General features: G+C 51.9%; 2 protein-coding genes (1 of these 2 cut by a window edge). Both read right to left on the bottom strand.

Going from position 1 to position 24,035, the window contains the following annotated elements; all coding sequences use genetic code 11:
• Window positions 1-47: 47 nt before the first annotated feature.
• Window positions 48-11,267, bottom strand: a complete 11,220-nt coding sequence (locus AC0WRU_RS11205; RefSeq protein WP_476128331.1) for an amino acid adenylation domain-containing protein — start codon at window positions 11,265-11,267, stop codon at window positions 48-50.
• A gap of 165 nt (window positions 11,268-11,432) precedes the next feature.
• Window positions 11,433-24,035, bottom strand: the 3' end of a protein-coding gene (locus tag AC0WRU_RS11200) for a non-ribosomal peptide synthase/polyketide synthase (protein WP_476128330.1). 29,673 nt of this gene lie beyond the right edge of the window; only the last 12,603 of its 42,276 coding nucleotides appear in the window; its start codon lies off the right edge, out of view; its stop codon occupies window positions 11,433-11,435.

Raw genomic sequence — 24,035 nt, 5'->3', positions numbered from 1 at the left:
AGCCGTAGGCTTCTTACATGCTCGATCAGGATTCTGACAAAGCATAATTAACGAATTTCAGACAAATCATCGACCATTGGTTTTGATGAGCCAGGATGAATCATATTTTGTGCCCTGTTCCGGGTTATGTTTTGTATTGCGGCACGAATACTTTTTACATTTTCCTCGATAAAGCCGGGTTCCAGCACCTCATAGTGACCGCCAATCAAGGTGTACTCTGCATAGCTGCCTTGTGTAGCGTTTTTCCATAAAAGTCGGTTGTCTCCTGTTCCCTTCACCGTTTCTGATCCAACCGCGACAAAGCCGTGAATATTCGCCTGAACGGTCTCTGTATTCAGAAGCTGGTTGCCATACACCGCGTAAGCAATCATTTTACACTGGTACGTGTCATTCAACAGCTCACGGTAGGATTCGGGAACCTGTTCCAGCATGACATGAATCTCCTGCTCTGTTTCTTCCTCTGTGATGGACAGGGCTTCCGTCCTTTTGACCGAATCGAGCATCAAAATGTCGGATACAGCATGACCTTGACGCTCCAGCGTGTCGGCAACCTTATGCGCAAGATTACCGCCCATAGAATAACCAAGCAGCACATAAGGACCTTGCGCTTGCGTGCTGACGATCAAATCAACATACCGTGCCAACATTTCCTGCTCATCCGCAGCATCATCTATGAACTCCAATCCATACACAACTGCGTCCTGATCCAGTTGTTTCGCAAGCTCCGCGAATGACAGCCCGTATCCGAGCATTGGCGGAAAGCAGAAGATGGAGACAGGACCGTGTTCATTCAACCGAATGATTGGACTATCTGCCTTGGATTCCAAATCTGATTTCAATAATGCGAGTGCCTGCTCTTCTATGGTTGGGAACTCCAGAACACTACGGATTGGAAGCTCGATGTCTGTAGCAAGATGAACTTTGCGCACAAGCTCCAGCACCTTCAAGGAATGTCCTCCCAACGTGAAAAAGTCATCGTGGACACCCACTTGCGGGATATTGAGCACTTCCTGCCAAATGGTTGCCAGCAACTGCTCCACCTCGGTTCGCGGCGCCACATATTCTGTACCTGTGTGCAGCGCTGTGTCTGGCCTAGGTAACGCTTTGCGGTCGATCTTGCCGTTGGTCGTCAGCGGTATGCGGTCCAACTGTATAAAAGCGGACGGAATCATATAGCTTGGCAGAGCCGCGGACAATGTACCACGGATTTCATTTACGGTCGGCTGTTCATCGGCTGTAAAATAACCATACAATTGCTGCTGTCCCGCTCCATCCCGCAAAGCGATGACAACACTCTCCCGTACGGACGGCACACTTGCCAGTTGCGCCTCCACCTCGCCCAGCTCAATCCGGTAGCCGCGGATTTTGACCTGATCGTCGATCCGTCCGACAAACTCGACATTACCGTCAGGCAACCAGCGGGCCAAGTCACCTGTGGCATACATTTTTTGCCCGGGTGCATACGGATGGTCTATAAATTTCTCGGCAGTCAGCTCTGGACGGTTCAGATAGCCTTTGGCCAAACCTGCACCTGAAATGAACAATTCTCCAATCACCCCGACAGGCTGGAGTTGTTTATCGCTATTCAGGATATATGCTCCCGTATGACGGATCGGTCTGCCCAGATGTACCGCTGTTCCCGGCTCGCAAACGGCAGCCAGCGCATCAATGGTCGTTTCTGTCGGTCCATAATGGTTATGCAAGCTATACCCTTTTATAACGATTTTTTCCTTCAATGAATCTTCAAGCCGCTCACCTCCGCAAATTAACGTATTCAGGCAAGGGATTTTCGGTTCATCGGCTAAAAACTCTCTCATGAGCACGGGAGGGATGTCTAACAGTCCAATTTCTTGGCCCGTGATATATTCCAGCAACTGCTGCTTACTCAATAGCGTTTCACGCCGGATGCAATGCAGCTCACCCCCATGAAGCAGCGCTCCGAAGATTTGCTCCACACTCGGATCAAACGTATATTCTGCCGTTAAAATCAACCGGTGTCCGACATGCGCCGCATAACGCTCAGCAAACCAGCTCACCGTGTTGGCTACACTACGATGGGCGACCATAACCCCTTTGGGCTGTCCTGTCGTTCCTGAGGTGTACAATACATACATGAGCTGCTCCGGCCCGGTAACGGCCACTAGGTTGGAGCCGTCTTGTGCGTAGGCCTGAGGATCATCCAGCGCTACGATAACTCCATCAAAGGAAATGCGATCTGCAAGTGCCTGTTGCAGTAATATGATGGGTGCGCCCGAATCCTCCAGCATATAACGAATACGATCAGCTGGATATTCTGGATCGATTGGCACATAAGCGCCGCCTGCCTTAAGAATGGCCAGCAGGCCGACAATCATTTCAATGGAACGCTCTGCCAGCAGCCCGACACGCTGATCAGGCTTCACCCCTTGGCTACGCAGTGTTCTCGCCAGCTGATTGGCCCGTTCGTTTAACTCACGATAGGTAAGCTTTGCATCCTCGAATACAACAGCGATGTGATCCGGTGTACGTGCAGCCTGTTGCTCAAACAACTGGTGCAAGGTATACCTCGTCATGTCATCCGCTATCGTATTTGGTGAAGCACCTCTGTTAAACGCGTTCAGGATTTCAGACTCTTCCTGCGGTGTTGCCAGTTTAATTTCGCTTACAGCGATGTTCGGGTTGACTGTAACCTGCTCCAGCAGATGAATAAAGTGCCCGGCGATTCGGCGAATATCAGCTACATCATAAACCTGTGTGTTATAGCCAAAGCTGAGACGCAGCGCCTCACCCGGCATCACTGCGAGATTAAAATCGTAGTTCGTCTGCTCAAAAACCGTTACATTGTCAATCTCGAAAGGGGCCTCGTTATTTTGGCCCAACTGCTCGACCTGTTCCTCCACCGGATAATTTTCAAACACCATAATATGCTGAATTAGATCCTGCTTCTGGTCGGTCAATGCCTGAATTTCAAACAGCGGATACATATCGTACGCATGAGAAGCCAACGCCTGCTCCTGCATTCTCTTCATGACTTCTGCAAAGCTATCCCCTGCCTCGCTACGGATACGAACTGGAATGGTATTAATGAACAAGCCAATAATATTCTCGACCCCGCTAATATCCGATGGACGGCCTGAGACGACACTGCCAAATACGGCATCACTGTGGTCGTTATATTTTTGCAGCATGATCCCCCATGCGGTTTGTAATAACGTATTCATGGTCACCTGATACCGCTTAGCCGTCTCCTCCACCCGGGTGGTCAGCTCACGCTCCAAATCCGTCACCCAATCGCTGGCTGTGTAGCCTTCACTCCTGCGACCGGATTTTACAGCAGGTAGCGCTGTTTGTTGCTCATACCCGGACAAATAGCTGCTCCAGTAGTCGGCTGCCGCCTCGCGATCCTGCGCTTCCAGCCATTCAATAAAGCTGCTGTAAGGCACTGCCGGTGCCAGCTCTGGCACTCTGCCCTCCTGAAGTGCTGCATAGCTTTCAAACACTTCTTTATTTATAAGGGACAGACACCAGCCGTCCATGACGATATGATGGAAGCTCCATACAAAATGATAGCTGTCTTCTCCGGTACGTAAAATCGCTACACGCAGCAGGACATCCCGACGCAGATCAAAGCCCCGTGCTTTATCCTCCAACTTAAAGCTGTTCACCCAGGTATCTCTTGTATCCACATCCAGCTTGCGTAAATCTTCATATTGAAAGCCGCAATCCCGACTTCGATACACCACCTGCAACGGTTCCGTATCCCGGCCAAAATAAAAATGTGTACGCAGCGCCTCATGTCGCCGAACCAGAATATTCAGGCTTTCTGCAAAAGCCCGAATGTCCAACTGACCTCGCATATCATAAGAAACCTGCTCAAAATACGCATCATTCGCGGCTGCTTGACTATCCAACTGGCTGTGAAACAGCATCCCTTTTTGCATCGGGGTCAGTGCATATACATTGTCGACCTCACCCGCGGCACCCATTTCAGTTAACAGGCTGTCCAAGCCCTCCACACTCATTCCTTTATAGGAAATATCACTTGGGGTCAGCTCCGGGTGTTCTTTATGGATGCAATGCGTCAAAATTTCACGTAGACTCGATTCCAGTAATTTCGCCAATCGCTCTATCGTCTCTGGTCGATAGCTGGTACGGCTATAGCTAATCGTCAGACCCAGCTGACCTCCCGAAATGATGCCGCCAAAATCTAACGTATACGTCCGAGCCATTGTCGGGCTCAGTGGCATCCCACCCCCATATGAGGATGATTGCAGGTCGTTCCCTTTCATATCCTGATCGAACTGTCCCAAATAGTTAAAGCTGATTTCGGGATCTGTCGTAAATATGGCTGGAGATGTCTCCAGTGCCTGTGTCTGGCGGTCGGCTAAATATTTCAGTACACCGTAGCCGATCCCTTTTTGCGGGATGCCGCGCAGTCCTTCCTTCACATGCTTAATCCGTTGCGAAAGAGCAATTTCTTCCGGCATATTAAGCAAAACAGGATATTGGCTCGTAAACCACCCTATGGTTCGGGTAATGTCTACCTCAGGTAAAATAGCTTCGCGTCCATGCCCCTCCAGATGTATCAGGAAACGCTCATATCCGCTCCACGCTTGCAATGCCATCCCTACCGCTGTCAGCAACAGATCGTTAACCTCGGTGTGGTAGGCACGATTGGCCTGCTTCAGCAGCTGCTCTGTCTCCGCACTTGTCCATACAGCGGTAACCGACTCACTGTCACCAATCAACGGCTTTTCGTGCTCATGATGCCCGTAATCCTGCGGCAAGGGAGCCAGCTTGGCTTGTGAAAGCTCCTCCCAGTACGAGCGCTCACGTTCCATGGCTGGGCTATTGGCATAAGCGTACAGCTGCTGGGCCCACGTTTGGAACGAATCCGTTTTATGAGGCAACCGAATCATCTGTTCTCCCTTGGAGGCTTGCTCATAAGCAGTCGCCAAATCCTCGAATAAAATGCGCCAGGATACCCCGTCCACCGCCAAATGGTGAATCACGACCAGCAGATGATCTCCATCCGGGCAACGGAACAGCCCCAGCCTCATGAGCGGCCCTTCGCTTAGAGAAATGCCGGATTGAATTTCATTGCATTTCGCTTCAACCATCTTCGCCAAATCGCCCTCGTTTACATCGCTGTCCCTATAATTAAAGATTTCCAGATGGTATGGTTCGCCTTCCTCTATACCACGATTCCATGCCGTATACCCGTTCTCCGACGAACGAAAAACCATACGCAATGCATCATGGTGCGATGTAATCTGATTGATCGCCTGCCGAAGTGCCTGTTCATCGTAGCCTTCTTGTCGATAAAGCATGACAGATTGGTTAAAATAGTGCGGCTCTGCCGTTGGCTGTTCAAAAAACCAGCGCTGAATCGGTGTAAGCAAAACAGATCCTGTAACCTCTCCCTGCTCTGCTATTCGGTTAACAGGCTGAATAAATTTGCTTAGTCCGGCAATCGTCGGGTATTTGAACAAGTCCTTCATTTCCAGCTTGTATCCAGCCTGAAACAATCGGGACGACACTTGAATGGCCTTGATGGAGTCACCACCCAGATGGAAAAAGTTATCCTGTATGCCCACTCGCTGAATCCCAAGAATTGCCCCCCAGGCGGTAGCCAGCGCTTGCTGAACATCCGTCTCAGGTGCCACATAATCCATGCCTGTATCGACGTTATGCTCCGGTGCAGGCAGGGCCCTGCGGTCTACTTTACCATTCAGCGTCAAAGGCAGTCTGGAAAGCTGCACAAAGTAGGAAGGCACCATATAGCCAGGCAGATCCTGCGACAAAATGTTACGTAAGTCGCTGGCGCTCAGTTCGCTGTCTGTTACAAAATAGGCACACAGCTGTTTTTGCCCGTTATCGTCCTGCCGCACGGTAACAATCGATTCCTTCACTCCTGCAATCGTGGACAAACGGGTTTCTATTTCACCCAGTTCAATGCGGTAGCCGCGAATTTTGACCTGCTCATCCATTCTTCCCTTGTACTCCAACACGCCATCTGCACGCCAACGCACTAAATCGCCTGTACGATAGCAGTGCTCCCCGGGCCGGAACGGACTTTCTATAAACTTTTCCGCCGTGAGCTCCGGGCGATTCAGATATCCAAGTCCCACACCGTCACCACCGACGATCAGCTCCCCCCAGGCTCCGATTGGCTGCAGCTTCAACGAACGATTGACCACATATGTGGTTGAATGATCAATCGGACGCCCAATGGGAATAGCTTGGGCTTGCGGTTCTGTAATGTCATAGATGGTGGAAAAGGTGGTGTTCTCCGTCGGCCCATAAATATTGGCCAAACGAAGCTGCGGGTGCTCCTTCAGCACACGATTGACGTGTGGTATGGACAACACATCACCACCCACAAGCAATTCCTTCAGGGAGGAAAACACTTCAATAGCTTGCTGTGAATGCTGATTGAATAAAGCTGTGGTCATGAACATAATGTTAATACGATACTTGTCAATCGCCTGTTTAAGCTTGGCCGCGTCCAAGATAGTGTCATGACTTACCACATACAGTTGACCCCCATTCAGCAGCGTTCCCCAGATTTCAAACGTGGAGGCATCGAACACAACTGCACCCATTTGCAGCATACGCGTATTTTCGTCAAGTGAGGCATAGCTTTTGTTTTTCACCAAACGCACGACATTGCGGTGATCGATCATCACGCCCTTTGGCTTGCCTGTCGTACCAGAGGTGTAGATCACATACGCAAGATCCGAGGAAGATCTCTCCATTGGAATAACAGCAGATTCATCCACATGAGCGTAAAGTTCAGATTCGCTACTCCATCGTTGTTCATCACTCAAATCTATGATCGGAATGCCTGGTTCAAAAGGAACCTGCTCACGTCGCTGTGAAAGTAACAGCCTAGCACTGGAATCCTCCAGTAAATAACGAATACGCTCCTCAGGATATTCAGGATCAATGGGAACATAAGCCCCCCCAGCCTTTAAAATCGCCAGCATGCCGACGATCATTTCAATGGAGCGCTCCGCCATAATCCCTACTCGCTGTATCTCTGGCTCGGAGCCGCGCCGTATCCCGTGGGAAGCGAGTATACGTGCCAGACGGTCGGAGCGTTCATTCAGCTCGCGGTAGGTGAGCTGTGTGTCCGCAAAGGTGACGGCCAGCCGATCCGGTGATTGTGCGGCCTGTTCCTCGAACAGCACATGCAGCACTTGATCACGTGGATACGGATAGCCTGCTACTGTATCGTTGAATTGCTGCACAATCTGTTCTTTTTCACGAGACGAAACCATTTCAATAGCCGAAAGAACGATATCCGGCTGGTCTATAACTGCATTGATAAGCTGCTGCAAATGTACAGCCAGTCGTTCGATGGTTTCCCGTTTGTACAGCCGGGTTCCGTATTGAAGACCGCAGGCAATTTGCTTCCCATCCTCCAGCGCGAACAGACTCAAATCAAATTTCGCGGTATTTTGTTCACTCGGATAGGGTGTCAATTGCAAGCCTTCCAGCTGCTGCTCCTTTTGCTCCAAATTTTGCAGAGCAAACATGGTATCAAATAGCGGATTACGGCTTAAATCTCGATCCACGCCCAGCTTGTCCACCAGCTCTTCAAACGGGTAGTCCTGATGCTCAAAAGCTTTCAATGCGTTTTCCTTGACCTCCAGCACATAATCGCGGAAGGTTTTCCCGCCTTCCGGGTAATTGCGGATCGCCAATGTATTCACGAACATCCCGATCAGGCTGCCAAGATCAGCATGGGGCCGTCCCGCAATCGGCGAACCGACGATAATATCCTCCTGCCCGCTGTAATGGCTAAGCAAAGCCGTATAAGTAGCCAGCAACACCATATATAATGTCGATTCTGTCTGCGCCGCGATGCTTTTTAAACCCTCGCTTTGCCGTTGATCAAGTGTAAATTCCAGCAAATCTCCTTCAAAGCTTCTCACCGCCGGACGTGGATAATCGGTTGGTATATCCAGCACGGGTAACTCTCCTCTGAAGGTATTCAGCCAATAGCTTTCCTGCTCCAGGTAGCGCTCACTTTGCTGCTGCTTCAGTTGCCAAGCGGCGTAGTCCTTATACTGAATGCGCAGCGATGGCAACGTGTCGCCTGCATATAAACGGATGAAGTCCTGAATCAGCACATTTATAGAGGTACCGTCGGAAATGATGTGGTGCATATCCAGTAGCAAAATATGATGCTCTGGACCTGTTTCAATCAGACCAGCCCGGAACAGCGGAGCCTGCGCAAGATCGAACGGCTGGACAAAGCCATGTACCAGCTCATCCGTTTCCTCCTGGTCAGCTCCGTGGGCATGAATCAACTCCATACGAAAAGGAACCTCGTCATGTACTCGCTGGACAGGTTCACCGTTCATGGTCTCAAAGCTTGTACGCAATGTTTCATGGCGGTCAATAAGCTGGCGGAACGCATTGTCCAGTGCCTTATGATCAAGTGAACCTGTCAGTGCCAGAGCACCAGGGATGTTATAGCTAATTCCCGCTCCGTCAAGCTGATTGAGGATATACATCCGTTTTTGTGCCGAAGATACCGCATAAAATGGCTTTTTCTCCGAAATAGGGATGGATTCATAGGCGGTTTGCTCCAGTGCTTCAATAACCTGCGCAAGCTGTTCAATCGTCGGGTGCTGAAACAGGTCCTTTAGCTGCACATTTTTATGCAATTCCTTATGGATGAGCGATATGACATGTGTCGCCCGCAGGGAGTGCCCTCCCGCTTCAAAAAAGTTATCCTTAATCCCAATGCGCTCAAGCTCCAGCACATCTTTCCAGATGCTCGCGAGTTGTACTTGTAATTGATTTTGAGGGGGTACATATTCTGTGCCTGAGTTTACACTTCCCTCCGGATGCGGCAACGCCCGGCGATCCACCTTGCCGTTAGGTGTCAGTGGCAATTGCTCCAGCCGCACGAAATACGACGGCACCATGTATCCCGGCAGTTCCTGGCTCAAAGCGCTTCGCAGCTCACTTGCCGCGGTATCCGCATGGGTCACCACATAAGCGCAGAGCTGCTTTTGACCCTGCTCATCCTCACGTGCAATCACGACGGCTTCACGCACCGCTTCCAGCTTCAACAGCTGCGCCTCCACCTCGCCCAGCTCGATCCGGTAGCCCCGGATTTTCACCTGTGCGTCGATCCGTCCCTTGTATTCCAGCGTCCCGTCCGCATTCCAGCGCACCAGGTCGCCTGTGCGATAGCAGCGTTCTCCGCTGCGGAACGGACTGTCGATGAACTTTTCAGCCGTCAGGTCAGATCGGTTGCGGTATCCACGTGCTACACCATCGCCACCGACGATCAGCTCTCCCCACGCCCCGACAGGCTGGAGCTGCATCGAACGGTCCACGACATACGCCGTCGAGTTATGGATCGGGCTGCCAATCGGCACCGATTCCGATTGCACGCTGGTAATCGCGTGCGTGGTGGAAAAGGTCGTGTTTTCCGTCGGGCCATAGCCATTTACGATACGCAGGGACGGATGGGCCTCCAGCACCCGGTTAATATGCGGTACGGACAGCACATCACCGCCGACCAGCAGCTCCCGTATCCCCTCGAACAGCGCTAAGTCTTGCTGGGACAGCTGATTAAAGAGCGGTGCTGTCAGCCACATCGTTGTAATAGCGTGACTGCGTATGGCTTCTTTAAGCTTCGGCGCATCCAAAATGACATCCTGACTCACCAGCACCAGTTGTCCGCCGTTCAATAGCGCACCCCAAATTTCAAAGGTGGACGCGTCAAAGACGACGGCCCCAGTCTGCAAAATGCGCGTGTCGACATCCAATTTCGCGTAGTTTGTATTTTTCACCAAACGCACGACATTGCGGTGTTCCACCATGACCCCTTTAGGCTGACCTGTGGTCCCCGAAGTGTACATGATGTAGGCCAAGCGATCAGCAGCGGTCGCCTTCGGTTGTTCTCCAGCCGCGTAAGCCTGCTGTATCTGTTCTGCTTGTTCTGGGTGTGTAGTTGTAGTAGAAGCAAGCTCAGGACTAGCGGAAATGAAATAGAGCGGGTTTAAGCAATCCACGTATCCTATGTCAGCCGTGTAAGTATACGTCCCGTGCTCATTCGGTAAAACAGGATCAAAACGATCAGCATCATTCGTTCCATAGATTGTGGAATCGCTCAGGTCGAGCACCATTCCCTTAAAATCAGCGGGCCGATGTTCCATTCGCTGCACCAGCAGTGTTTTTGCATCGGAATCCTCCAGCAAATAGCGCACGCGCTCATCCGGGTAATCGGAGTCAATCGGTACATACACTCCGCCTGCTTTGAGAATCGCGAGCATACCGACGATCATCTCCATCGAGCGTTCAGCCACAATGCCGACAGTCTGCTCGGTGCAGATCCCCTGCTTACGTAATGTATGAGCCAGACGATTGGCCTTTTCGTTCAATTCTCCATAGGTCAGGCTGTCTCTTCCGAACACTACCGCCACCTGCTGCGGTGTCTGCTTCGCCTGTTTCTCGAACAGCTCATGAATGGACGCATGACGTGGATAATCCGCAGCTGTATCGTTGAAGGTATGAACCAGTTGCTCCACCTCTTGCTCTGACAGCACCTGTGCTGTGGAAATTGCCAGCTCTGGCTGATGCAAAACAATGGTGTATAACCGCAACAGCTGCTCAACAAAGCGTTCAACCGTCGCCTCGTTATAACGGTCGCTATTATACTTCACATTCAGAGAAACAGCTGCATTTTCCCATTGAAATTGAAAATCCAGCTCAGACTGTACATGATTCAAAAAATCAGAAATATGGATATTTCGCAGGGACGCCGTGGTGTGAATAAGAGGCTTTTCGTCCTCGTTACGTGGAATTTCAAGCCCCTCCGAATAGTTCCAAAAAGGAATATTTTGGTGCTCAATAGCTTCGCTGACGGAGGTTTTGATTTGAGACAGCAAGGCTTTGAAGGTCGTGGTGGAATCGAGCGTGTTTTTCAGTAAAAGTAGATGGTTAATCGGCTTTGTAGCACCGTTGCCTGACTTGGCTACCGGAATGCCCAGCAGCACACGTTCCTCACCTGTGTATTTATGTAATAGGCTTTCTACTCCAGCAAGCAGAACCATAAACACAGCCCATGGAGCGCCACCTGTTATAGACGATATTCGCCCGGAAATTTCAGATGGAAATGTGAGCGTGTACGTATGGGAATTTGAACTCGTTGCAGTTGTATCCTTGGACACGTCGTTGGTGTATGGCAGACAGATGATATGATCCTCAGATTCCAGCTTATGACTCCAGTAATTTTTTTCCTTCTCAAATAAGGCTTTCAATGACATCCCTCCTGCTTTATGGGGCCTGTGCCCCGGTTGGAATGGTGCGTTGATACGTAAATGACCGTTGTGTCGGAAAAATAATACTTTGCAGGCAAGGGCAGTCGGACAAGCCGCCGCCCTCTGCACACGCAAAGTGAAATCATTGCCTTTTAGAAAACGGATTTAGAAAACAAAGTCGATGGAATCCGGTGAAAAGCCTTCCGGCTGCTCGTCAGAGGTCACCTGAATATCGCTTAACAGCAAATCCGGGTTTGCCCCTACCTGTGACAGAATCGCTATTAAATCTCCCGTTAATCGTTCGATCGCGTCTGCTCCAAACAGCTTCGTGCAATATTCAAAGGAACCTTTGATCACCCCGTCTTCATCACTCATGGACAAGGTTAAATCGAATTTGGAGATGCTATGCTCCTGAACATACGGACTGAAGGACAGGGTCTCAAGCTTCGTTTCCTGCGACTCCGTGTTTTGCAGTACAAACATGGTGTCAAACAACGGATTACGGCTTGCATCCCGCACTACATCCAGCTTTTCCACCAACTCTTCCAATGGATAATCCTGATGCTCGAAGGCTTGCAGCGTGCGATCTCTGGCTTCCAGCAAGTAGTTGTGGAATGTTTGGCTGCCCTTCGGCTGATGCCGGATGGCTAACGTATTGACGAACATGCCGATCAGTGGCTCTAGTTCAGGCAACAAGCGGCCTGCTACCGGAGTACCGATAATCAAATCGTCCTGACCGCTGTATTTGGACAACAGAACGGTGTAGGCGCTCAAAAGTACCATGTACAGCGTACTTCCGGTCTGAGCCACAATTCGGTGCAGCTGCCCGGATACATTCGGGTCCACTGTAAATTCATACAGCGCACCCTCGAAGCTGCGAACAGCAGGTCTTGGATAAGCAATCGGCAGATACAGTACCGGTAATTCCCCTGCTAAATGCTCCAGCCAGAAGTGTTCCCGGCGTTGGTATGACTCACGTTGCATTTCCTGCTGCTGCCACACGGCATAGTCCTTGTACTGAATTTGCAACGGCTCCAATTCCCGTCCCTCGTACAGCTGTACCAGCTCCTGTACGATATTGCTAGACGATACACCGTCCGAAATAATATGGTGCATATCGTACATCAGAAGGTGGCGCTCTGGTCCGGTTTGAATGAGACGGACACGCAGCAGTGGTGCCTGCCGAAGATCAAAGCTGCGTACAAATGACTCGATATGCGCTTGGGCTTCGGATTCACTGGCCTGTAGACGCTCTACTGCAAACTCAACCTGATCGTAAACTCGCTGAACGACCTCGCCTTCCACCATTTCAAAGGAAGTCCGCAACGTTTCATGACGGTCAATTAACTGACGGAACGCAGCCTCCAGTCGATCGGCCTGGAGCGGACCTTCCACCGTTAACACACCCGGCATGTTGTAGCTGACATCCCCACCTTCCAGATGGCTCAAAATATACAGTCGTTTTTGGGCCGAGGAAACCGGGTAGTACGCCTGTTTCGACGCAGCAGGGAGCACCGTATAGGTGTCTGTGCCGTGCGTAGCTATGAGCTGGGCTTGCTGCTCAATGGTAATGTGTTGGAACACCTCACGCAGTGTAATCCGGCTATCCAGTTCCTGATGGATTTTGGCCACCAGCGTCGTTGCCCGCAGGGAGTGTCCGCCCACGTCAAAGAATGAGTCGGTAACTCCTACGCTGGACAGCTTCAATACATCCTGCCAGATTTGGGCTAGCTTGGCTTCCAGCGGCGTCCGCGGCGCAACGTACTCCAGGCCTCCTTCAAGGCGTGCTTCCGGTGCAGGCAACGCTTTGCGGTCGATTTTTCCGCTCGGGGTCAGCTGGAAGCGATCCAGTTGTACCACATACGTCGGGATCATGTAATCCGGCAGCTTCGGCTGCAGCGCGTTTCGCAGCTCCGGCAGACTCAGCGACCCTGAGGCTACGATGTAAGCACACAAGTCCTTGTGTCCGTCTTCGTTTTCCCATGCGGTGACCACCGCTTTCTGAATGCCGTCTACGGTCAGCAGCTGCGCTTCCACCTCACCCAGCTCAATCCGGTAGCCCCGGATTTTCACCTGGTGATCGATCCGGCCCAAATACTCAATGCTGCCGTCTGGCAACCACCGTGCCAGGTCGCCCGTCCGGTACATCCGGTTGTTGTGGGCATCTGGAGCTTGCTCAGCTTCTAATGAGGCTGAGGCGAACGGATTCGGGATAAACTTCTCTGCCGTCAGTTCCGGCAGATTCAGATACCCTCGTCCTACACCTGCACCCCCGATATAGAGCTCACCTGCGATACCGATCGGCACCAACTGTTGTCGGGTGTTCAAGATGTACACGGACTGGTTCGCTATCGGCGTTCCGATGGATACCGTGTGCTCCCCTTTTTCCAGCAGCACGTTCAAGGCTTCCACATCTTCGATCGTATAAGTTGTCGCATCTACCGTCGTTTCGGTCGGACCATACACGTTGGTAATCACCGGGCGGTACCCGGCCCACTTGTGCAGGAACACGTTTACCAGCTGCACAGGTAATGCTTCGCCACCGATCAGGTAGTGCTTCACTTCCGGCGCTTCCGTCACGTTGACGCTTTCGTTCAAAATATGCAGATGCGCAGGTGTGCCGTCCGACAGATCAATCCGGTGCATGCGGTAGTAAGCGATCAAATGCTCCCCGCTCAGGCTTACGTCACGGGATACCACATGCAAGGTGTGGCCTAATAACAAGCTGGCAAAGATTTGCTTCACCGAAGCGTCAAATACAAACGCCGACAGCCATGCGACATGAAGCGGCTGTTCATAACGGCTGTATACTCGTTCCAATAAAGCATCTACCAGATTGCTGACACTGCCCTGCTCGATCATGACCCCTTTCGGCTGGCCGGTTGTACCTGACGTGTAAATCATATAGGCCAGGTTATGCGGGCCGGCGACAGGCATCAGATTGCTCGCATCCTGTCCGTCCAGTTGAGCCTGAACGTCCTCGTCATCAAGGACTACAACTCGAACTGTGGATGGCAAGCTGAGCGACAGGTTGGCGACTCTGCTTGTAATCACGACCTTTGCCCCACTGTCTTGGAGCATGTAATCGATGCGCTCCTGTGGATACATCGTATCCATCGGCACATACGCGCCTCCGGCCTTAAGTACCCCCAGAATGCTCACCAGGATATCCGCAGAACGTTCCAGCAATACGCCTACTGGTTGATCCGCTTCGATCCCTTCTGCCCGTAACAGACGGGCCAATCGGTTCGCCTGCTCGTTCAGCTCGGCGTAGGTCAGCGCTGTGTCCCCAGACACGACTACTATCCGCTCAGGGCTACGCTTCGCTTGCTCTTCAAACTGTTCGCTGAGCGAACGACCTTGTACCTGTCCGTGTCCAGCTCCACGCACGCTATGCGCGTTCGGGTCGTTGAACACCTTCAGAATCCGCTCGGTTTCTTCTGCAGTAATCAGTTCCAGTTCACCCAGCTTCGCATCCGGGTTCGCCGCCACGGCTTCAGCCAAACGGATGAAATGACGCGTCATCCGTTCCACGGTTTCTCGTTGATACAATGCTGTCGCATACTGCAATCCGAACTGGATGCCTGCTTCTTCCTCGCTGGCTTCCAGCGTCAGATCAAACTTCGCTGGCGTATGCTCCAAGCCGTATGGACGGAAGCTCAGGTCCGCCAGCTTCAGTTCGCCTTCCTCGGTGTTTTGCAGCGTAAACATCGTATCGAACAGCGGATTGCGGCTCATATCCCGCTTCACGTTCAGCTTTTCCACCAGCTCCTCAAACGGATAGTCCTGGTGCTCGTAAGCTTGCAGGGCACGCGTCTTCACATCCTCCACGTAGCTGCGGAAGCTTTGCTCTGCCGTCGGATAGTTCCGCAGGGCCAACGTGCCGACGAACATTCCGAGGATCGGCTCCAGATCCGCATGTGGTCGTCCTGCAATCGGTGTGCCGACTACAATGTCCTCTTGGCCGCTGTATTGATGTAAGAGCGAGGTATACGCCGCCAGCAGCACCATGTACAGCGTGGAGCCTGTTTGCGCCGCCAGTTCTTTCAGGCGTTCGCTGACTTCACGTTCCAGTCCGAACACAACCGTATCGCCTGCGGTACTTCGCACCGCCGGACGGGCAAAGTCCGTAGGTACATCCAGCACAGGTAGCTCACCCCGGAAGGTGTCGAGCCAGTACGCTTCCTGACGCTGCATCCACTCCTGATGGGCTTCGCTTTGCTGCCACACCGCATAGTCTTTGTACTGAATCCGCAATGGTGATAGCTCTTCATCACCATACAAGCGGACAAATTCATCGGTCAGTACCCCCATGGACACGCCATCCGAGACGATATGGTGCATATCAAGCATGAGCAAATGCTGCGGTTCTTGCTCCACTCCTTGTACACCCAGATCCACCAAGCCTACCCGCAGCAACGGAGCGGTTTTCAGATCGAACGGACGTACAAAGCTCCGCACCAGCTCTTGCGTTTCCTTGCTGACCATCGTGTCCGTATCCGTAATAGTCGACCCCTCTGCCTCTACCTTTGCATATTCCACCTCGAATGGTACAGTGTCCTCAATCCATTGCATCGGCTCACTGTCCACCAGTTCAAAGCGGGTACGCAAGGTCGCATGGCGGGCAATCAGTTGACGGAACACGTCTTCCACTCGTTTCACGTCCAGCGGGCCGCTCACTTGCAGCACAGACGGCATGTTGTAGTTCACATCATTCACATCGAACTGATGCAGCACATACAGTCGTTTTTGCGCTGAGGACAAGGGGTAGAAGCTGCGTTCTTCCGTCACCGGAATGGACGCGTACGCCACTTGATCCAGACTCTCTATAACCGCTGCCAGCTGTTCAATCGTTGGCGCTTCAAAAATGCTGCGTAATGGAATCGGCTTGTTCAGCTCCTTGTAAATCTTCGAGGCCAGCGTCGTTGCCCGCAGCGAGTGTCCGCCAATCTCGAAGAAGTTTTCCTTCACGCCAACCTGTGCCAAGCCCAGCACGTCCTGCCAAATTTGCGCCAGCTTGGATTCCACCCACGTCCGTGGTGCGACATAGTCGGCTCCACTTTGCAGGCTGCCTTCCGGTGCTGGCAGTGCCTTACGGTCGATTTTACCGTTTGGTGTCAGTGGCATGTGCTCCAGCTGTACCAAATATGTGGGTACCATATAGTTTGGAAGCTCCTCGCCCAGGAAGCTGCGCAGCTCACCTGCGCTCACTTCCCGTTCAGCAACATAGTAGGCGACCAGTTGATTTTGCCCCTGCTCGTCCGCTTGTGCCAGTACGATGACCTCTTGCACGTCTTCCACTTTCAGCATTTGTGCCTCGACCTCGCCCAGCTCAATCCGGTACCCCCGGATTTTCACCTGATGGTCGATCCGGTCCAAATATTCGATGTTGCCATCCGGCATCCATCTCGCCAAGTCACCTGTACGGTACATCCGTTCATAGCCTGCTTCGCCACCTGCAAACGGATTCGGTACAAATTTCTCAGCCGTCATTTCTGGACGATCCAGATAGCCACGTGCCAGACCCGGACCAGATACGCACAACTCACCCGCTACGCCCACAGGCGCCAGATGTCCATGCACATCCACCATGTATATCCGGTGATTCGGCATAGGACGTCCGATCGAAATCATCTGTCCTGCTCTTTCATCCTCGGATACCGACCATGCCGACGTCGCTACCGAGTTTTCCGTTGGACCGTAAGCATTGTAGTATGCTACCCGATTCTTCCACTTGTAGATCAGCTCTATTGAAGTGGCTGAACCCGCAGTGACCAGAATGCGCAGGTTTGGCATCCGTTCCGGCTCCAGATATACCGCATAGGTCGGTGGTAACGTCGCCGACGTAATCTGATGTTCTGACATGTAATGCTCGAATCTCTCATAGTCCAAAATCGTCTCTGACGTTGGCACAAACAACGTGGCTCCGCAGAACAGCGACTGGAAAATTTCCCAGCAAGCCGCATCAAACGAATAGCTGGCGAACAGCAACGCATGATCCGACGTGCTGATCCGGAGCACCTGATCAAAATACGTTTTCAGATTGCACAGCCCCTGATGCTCCAGCATAACTCCCTTCGGTTGACCCGTGGTTCCTGACGTATAAATCACATACGCCAGATCGTTCGGACCGGACAACGGCTCCAGATTGGAACCATCCTCGTGATACACCGTCTGTGCTCCATCCAGCACCAGCACATGGCCCTCGAAAGCTGCTTTGTCCACCAGATGGCTTTGCGTTAACAACAGCTTCGCACCCGAGTCATCCAGCATGTAACGGATACGCTCTTCTGGATACGTCGGATCGATTGGGACATATGCGCCCCCGGCTTTCAAAATCCCGAAGATGCCCACGATCATGTCCACCGAACGCTCGGTCATCAGACCCACCAAACGATCTTTCGTCACGCCTTGACTACGCAAGGTACGAGCCAATCGATTCGCACGTTCATTCAGCTCGCGATAGGTCAACTGCTCTCCTTCGAAGAACAACGCTGCCTGCTCCGGTGTCTGTGCCGTTTGCGCCTCGAATAAGCCGTGAATGGTTTGCTCGCTTGGATATTCAGCCGCCGTGTTGCCCCAAACGCCCAGAATTTGCTCGCGCTCCTGCTCGGTTACCATATCCAGCTCATGCACTCGTATGTTCGGATTCGCCGCCACTTGCTCCAGCAGCTGCACCAGATGGCCCTGAGTCCGTTCAACAGCTTTACGATCATATCGCTTCGCATTGTATTCAAATCGGATTTTCATCGCTTCCTGCGGAATGACGACCAGATTGAAGTCATAGTTGGTTTGTTCAATCATGCCTGCATTGCTAATTTCAAAATCCGACTCCGCACCTTCGCCAAGCTGCTCAACCTGTTGCTCCACCGGATAGTTTTCGAACACGATAATGTGGTTGATCAGGTCTTGCTTTTGCTCAGTCAAGGCTTGAATTTCATATAGCGGATGCGTTTCATAAGCTTGAGAAGCCAGCGCTAGCTTCTGATTCGCTCTTATCATGTCGGCAAAGGTGTCCTCAGCGCTACTGCGGATACGTACCGGAATGGTGTTAATGAACAAGCCCACCATATTTTCGATGCCCGGAATATCAGCCGGACGACCAGACACTACGCTGCCAAAAACAGCGTCGTCACTGCCGTTGTACTTGTGAAGCAGCAAGCCCCATACCGTTTGCAGCAATGTATTCGTGGTCACGTGGTGCTGCTTGGCAATGATTTCGATGCGGCCCGTCAAGTCCTTGCCCAGATCGCACAGCACATGCTCGAATTGCGCACCTTCGACTTTGGCCCCTACTTTTCCGGTTGGAATCTGGGTTTGCTGATCATAGCCGGACAAATAACGGTTCCAGTATTCCGTCGCAGCCCCTAAATCCTGTGCTTCAAGCCACTCAATATACTGACTGTATGGTGAAACCGGGGCAAGCTGTGGATCTCTATGCTCCACGGCTGCAAAATAAGCCTCAAACACCTCATCCGTCACCAGTGCCACACACCAGCCGTCCATCAAAATGTGATGAGAGCTCCATACGAAATGGTAGTCCTCGTCACCTGTCCGCAAAATCGCCACGCGCATCAACGCATCCCGAGATAAATCGAAGCCGGTTGCCTTGTCCTTGCGAATAAATTCCTTCACATATGCGCTTCGCTCCACATCATCCAAATGACGCAGGTCTTCACATCTGAAACCAATATCCTTACGGCGGAAAATGACCTGCACAGGCTCATCTTGCCAACCGCTGTAGAAATTAGCTCTAAAAATCTCATGCCGCTGCGACAAATGATTCAAGCTATCTTGGAAAATATCCGCTTGGAAGCGTCCATGCAAATCAAAGGTCGTTTGTTCAAAATAAGCTCCTGACTCTGTATCCATCAGACTATGGAACAGCATACCTTTTTGCATCGGCGTCAACGCATATACATTTTCCAGTTCGCCAATGTCACGGGTTTGTTCTACCAATTGATCCAGTTCAGCCATGGTTACATTTTTAAGCATGACATCGCTTGGCGTCAGCTCCTGCTGTTTGCGTCCTGTGCAATGCGTAATGATTTCCTGCAAGCTGGTTCTGAATTCTTTGGCTAGCTGCTCCATCGTTTCACGGCGGTATTCCTGGTTGCTATAGCTGATCGTCAATTGCAGTTCGCCTTCTGAAATCAGTCCGTTAATGTCCAGCGCGTACGATCTTGCCGCATGTGCGCTAAGCTCTGCACCGCTGGAGTAAGGAGATACGCCAATGGATTGATTTTGCAAATCTTGATCAAACTGTCCCAAATAGTTAAAGCTGATTTCCGGTTCGGTTACAAAGCGTTCCTGCTCACGTGCTGCAGACAGGTATCTTAAAATACCGTAGCCGATGCCCTTTTGCGGAATGCGACGCAGCCCTTCTTTCACATTTTTGATTCGATGTGAAAGGTCTTGCTCCACGCTCATATCCAGCACAACCGGGAATTGAGTCGTAAACCAGCCAACGGTGCGCGTAATATCCAGCTCTGGCAAGATGGACTCTCGTCCATGACCTTCCAGGTTGACAAGCACTCGTTCGATGCCCGCCCAGCGATGAATAGCCATTCCTAATGCGGTAAGCAGCAAATCGTTCATATCCGTGTTGTAGGCACGGTGCGCCTGTTTTAACAGCTGCTCCGTTTCCTGACCTGTCCACGTGGCAGTAATGATCTCGCTGTCCCTATTCAAGGAATAGGACTGTGGCTGGTCTTTTGGAAGCGGCTCATACATTCCCTGTTCAATTTCCCGCCAGAACACGTGTTCCGATGCTACTGCCGAACCGTTCGCATATTGAGACTGTTCATCAGCCCAAGTGCGGAACGAATCCGTTTTGTGCGGAAGACGAATGGCTTGTCCGTTCAATGCTTGCTCATAGGCTGTCGTAATATCCTCGAACAAAATGCGCCAGGATACTCCGTCCACCACTAAGTGATGAATAGCAATCAGCAAATGATCTCCATCTGGGCAATGGAACAGCCCCAGCTTCACCAGCGGTCCTTCGCTTAGATCAATCCCCGCTTGAATTTCATTCGCTTTGGCCTCGATCGCCGCGGACACCTCAGCCTCATTTCTGAAGTCCGTCCGTTCCAGCGTATACAGCTCACCCTCACCAATCGCGCGGTTCCATGCTTCGTATCCGTGTTCGGTATGACGGAAAATGGTACGTAGCGCGTCGTGATGGCTAACCATTTGATCCATCGCCGTGCGTAGTGCCGTTTCATCGAAACCATCCTTGCTGTACAGCATGATGGACTGGTTATGATGATGAGCTTCCGTCAGATTTTGCTCAAAGAACCATTGTTGAACGGGTGTCAGCTTCACATCGCCGACTACTTCGCTCTGATCCGCCAATCTTGTAACCGATTGGACTCTCAGCGCCAATGCCGATACCGTTGGATGACTGAACAGGTCCTTCATATCCAATCGGTAGCCTGCTTGCAGCAAGCGGGACGATACTTGCAGCGCCTTGATCGAATCGCCGCCCAGTTCAAAGAAGTTATCTTGCGTACCCACGGCTTCCACTCCAAGCACTCCGGCCCATACCGTAGCTAATACCTGCTCGACCGTTGTCCGTGGAACCACATAAGCAGCACCCGTATGGATACTTCCTTCCGGTTCCGGCAAGGCCTTACGGTCGATTTTGCCGTTGCTCGTCAGGGGTATCGTCTTCAGTCGCATCAAACGTGCAGGCACCATGTGCGCTGGCAGCCCTGCTTCCAGCTGTGCCTGTACCTCCTCGATCCGCAGCTCGGCTTCTCCGGTGATGTATCCACACAAATACTTGTGTCCACGCTCATCCGTCCGGTCGATCACTACCGCTTGACGCACACCCGGCACCCGCTGGATCGCCGTTTCAATCTCGCCCAGCTCAATCCGGTAGCCCCGGATTTTGACCTGATAGTCCATTCGGCCGATAAAGTCCACATTCCCGTCCGGCATCCACCGCGCCAAGTCGCCTGTGCGATACAGTCGTTCGCCTGGTACATACGGATTCGCTACGAATTTTTCAGCCGTCAGGTCCGCACGGTTCAGGTACCCGCGTGCCACCCCGGCTCCGCCAATGCATAGCTCGCCCAGTACGCCGATAGGCACCGGATTCAGCTGGCTGTCCACAATGTAAAAGCGTGCGTTCAGCCACGCCTGACCAATCGGCACACTGCCGCTGCTTGGCAGCTTCGACAGCTCTTCGTCGTAGAAGCTGGAGTCAATCGCCGCTTCCGTCACGCCGTAGCTGTTAATGATGCGAATGTCTGCACCAAACCGTTCTTGCAGCACCCGGTAATCCGTCACGCTGCAGCTGTCCGAGCTGGTGATCAGCAATTCCAGACTGCTCATGTCCAGTCCAGGTTCATGCACGTGCTGCATAAACGGTACGATCAGGGCCGGAGTCGATTCGAACACCGTAATTTGGTAATCGTGAATCCAGCCGTACAGACGGCTTGGATCAATCCGGTCGTCTTTCGGACAGATGACCATCGTGCCGCCGTTGTACAAAGTCCGTGCGATATCCCCAACGAACACGTCGAAGGAGAAGCTCGCCAATTGTAGCAGTCGTACCGGGAACTGGTTCAGACGATAATCCCGGCGGTATGCCGCAGCCGTATTCACCAAGCTGCGATGCTCAATCATGACGCCCTTCGGACGTCCTGTTGTCCCGGAGGTGTAGATCACATACGCCAGATCCTGCGGTTCGTTAATGTGATTGACGTCTGTGGTATCTCCGGTGTACAGCGACTCATCGTCCAACGCCAGTACGGTATGCAGACGCAATCCCGTTGTTACTGGTTCGAATGTAGCTTTGCTTTCATCCAGCCAGACCTGTGCACGCTCCTGCAAGCCCGTTTGGGTCAGCAGTACCGTGGCACCGCTGTCTTCCAGCATGAAACGAATACGCTCAGACGGATAGTCCGCATCCAGCGGCACATACGCGCCTCCAGCCTTCCATACCGCCAACACACCCACCAGCATGTCCACCGAGCGTTCGCTTAAGATGCCGACAATCGACTCACGTCCAATGCCCTCACTCCGTAATTTACGAGCCAGCTGGTTCGCACGTTCGTTCAGTTTGCGGTACGTAAGCTGACGCTCCTCGTACACCACCGCCACGTGATCCGGTACAAGCTGCGCCTGTTCTTCCACAAAGTTATGGAATAAAGCTCCTGCTTCAACAGCAGCAACATCCGATACCCCTACATCTCCAAAACCGTAGATGATTTGTGCTTTTTCCTCGACGGGTACCATATCCAAAGCTGCCAGTGGCTGCTGCGGATAAAGTGTAATCGCACGAACGAGTTCGGTAAAATGCTTTGCCAATCGTGCGATGGTCTCAGGCTTGTACAGCGCCGTGCTGTATTCCAGACTGCACAGAATGCCTTCCGGCTGCTCCACTGCATCCAAGGTTAGATCAAATTTGGCCGTATTATTCTCCGTCGGATACGGCTTAAAGGTCAGACCCTCCAGCTCGAACTCCTGCTGCTCAAATGTTTTCAACTCAAACATCGTGTCAAACAGCGCATTCCGGCTCGTATCCCGCGTTAAATCCAGTTTTTCAACCAGTTCTTCAAAAGGATAGTCCTGATGCTCATAAGCGCTGAGCGCATGCTCTTTGACCTCTTGCAGGTAATCAAGGAATGTTTTGTCGCCAGACGGATAAATGCGGATCGCCAACGTGTTGAGGAATACGCCTACCAGGCTCCCCAGTTCCGCATGTGGTCTTCCGGCAATTGGCGTTCCGACGATCATGTCTTCCTGCCCTGAATATTTATGCAAAAGCGTGCTATACGCTGCAAGCAACACCATGTACAAGGTTGATCCGGTTTGAGCAGCCAGCTGTTTCAGCTGTTCACGGTCCTCCTCGCTGATCGCAAAATCCAATCGAGCTCCTTCCAGACGCTGTACGGCTGGTCTTGCAAAATCCGTTGGCATATCCAGCGCCGGAATTTCACCAGCCATTGTTTTCAGCCAGTAATTTTCTTGCTCACGAAGACGGTCACTTTGCATATCTGCGTGCTGCCAAGCGGCATAGTCCTTGTACTGGATGCGAAGTGGCGGCAGCTCCTTGCCTTCATACAATTGAGAGAACTCCTGCACGATAATTCCTGCAGTCACGCCGTCCGAAATAATATGGTGCATGTCATAGAGCATTACGTGACGCTGCGGTCCGCTTTCCACCAACTGAACCCGCAGCAACGGCGCTTGTGCGAGATCAAAGGCGCGTACAAAATCCAGTACGTACTGCTGTGTCTCTTCTTCGCTTGCCTGCACATGCTCGACGTGGAATTCGACGTTTTTATCAATCCGTTGAACGACCTCGCCATCCACCATTTCGAATCTGGTTCGCAGGGTTTCATGACGGGCAATCAGCTGGCGGAAGGCTTGCTCCAGTCGCGTTTTATCCAGGGAACCTTCAATAATCAAAGCTCCCGGCATGTTGTAGCTAACTTCTCCACCTTCCAGATAACTCAGAACATACATCCGTTTTTGCGCTGAGGAAACTGGATAATATGCGCGCTCCTCCACAACAGGTATGGATGCATACGTTTGCTGTGTCTGTTCACCCATCACCTGTACCAATTGCTCAATCGTCGGATATTGGAAAATATCTCGCAGCGCCAGCTTGTGATGCAGCTCCTGGTGGATTTTCGCCACCAGCGTTGTTGCGCGCAGAGAGTGTCCTCCCACTTCAAAGAAGTTATCCGTAATTCCAATCTGCGGATGGTTCAGCACGCTTTGCCAGATATGCACAAGCTGTTCTTCCAGCGGCGT

This window comes from Paenibacillus sp. 1-8 (genome assembly GCF_056316205.1).
Note: the sequence above shows the minus strand (reverse complement) of the source record. Positions and strands in the feature narration are given on the sequence as shown.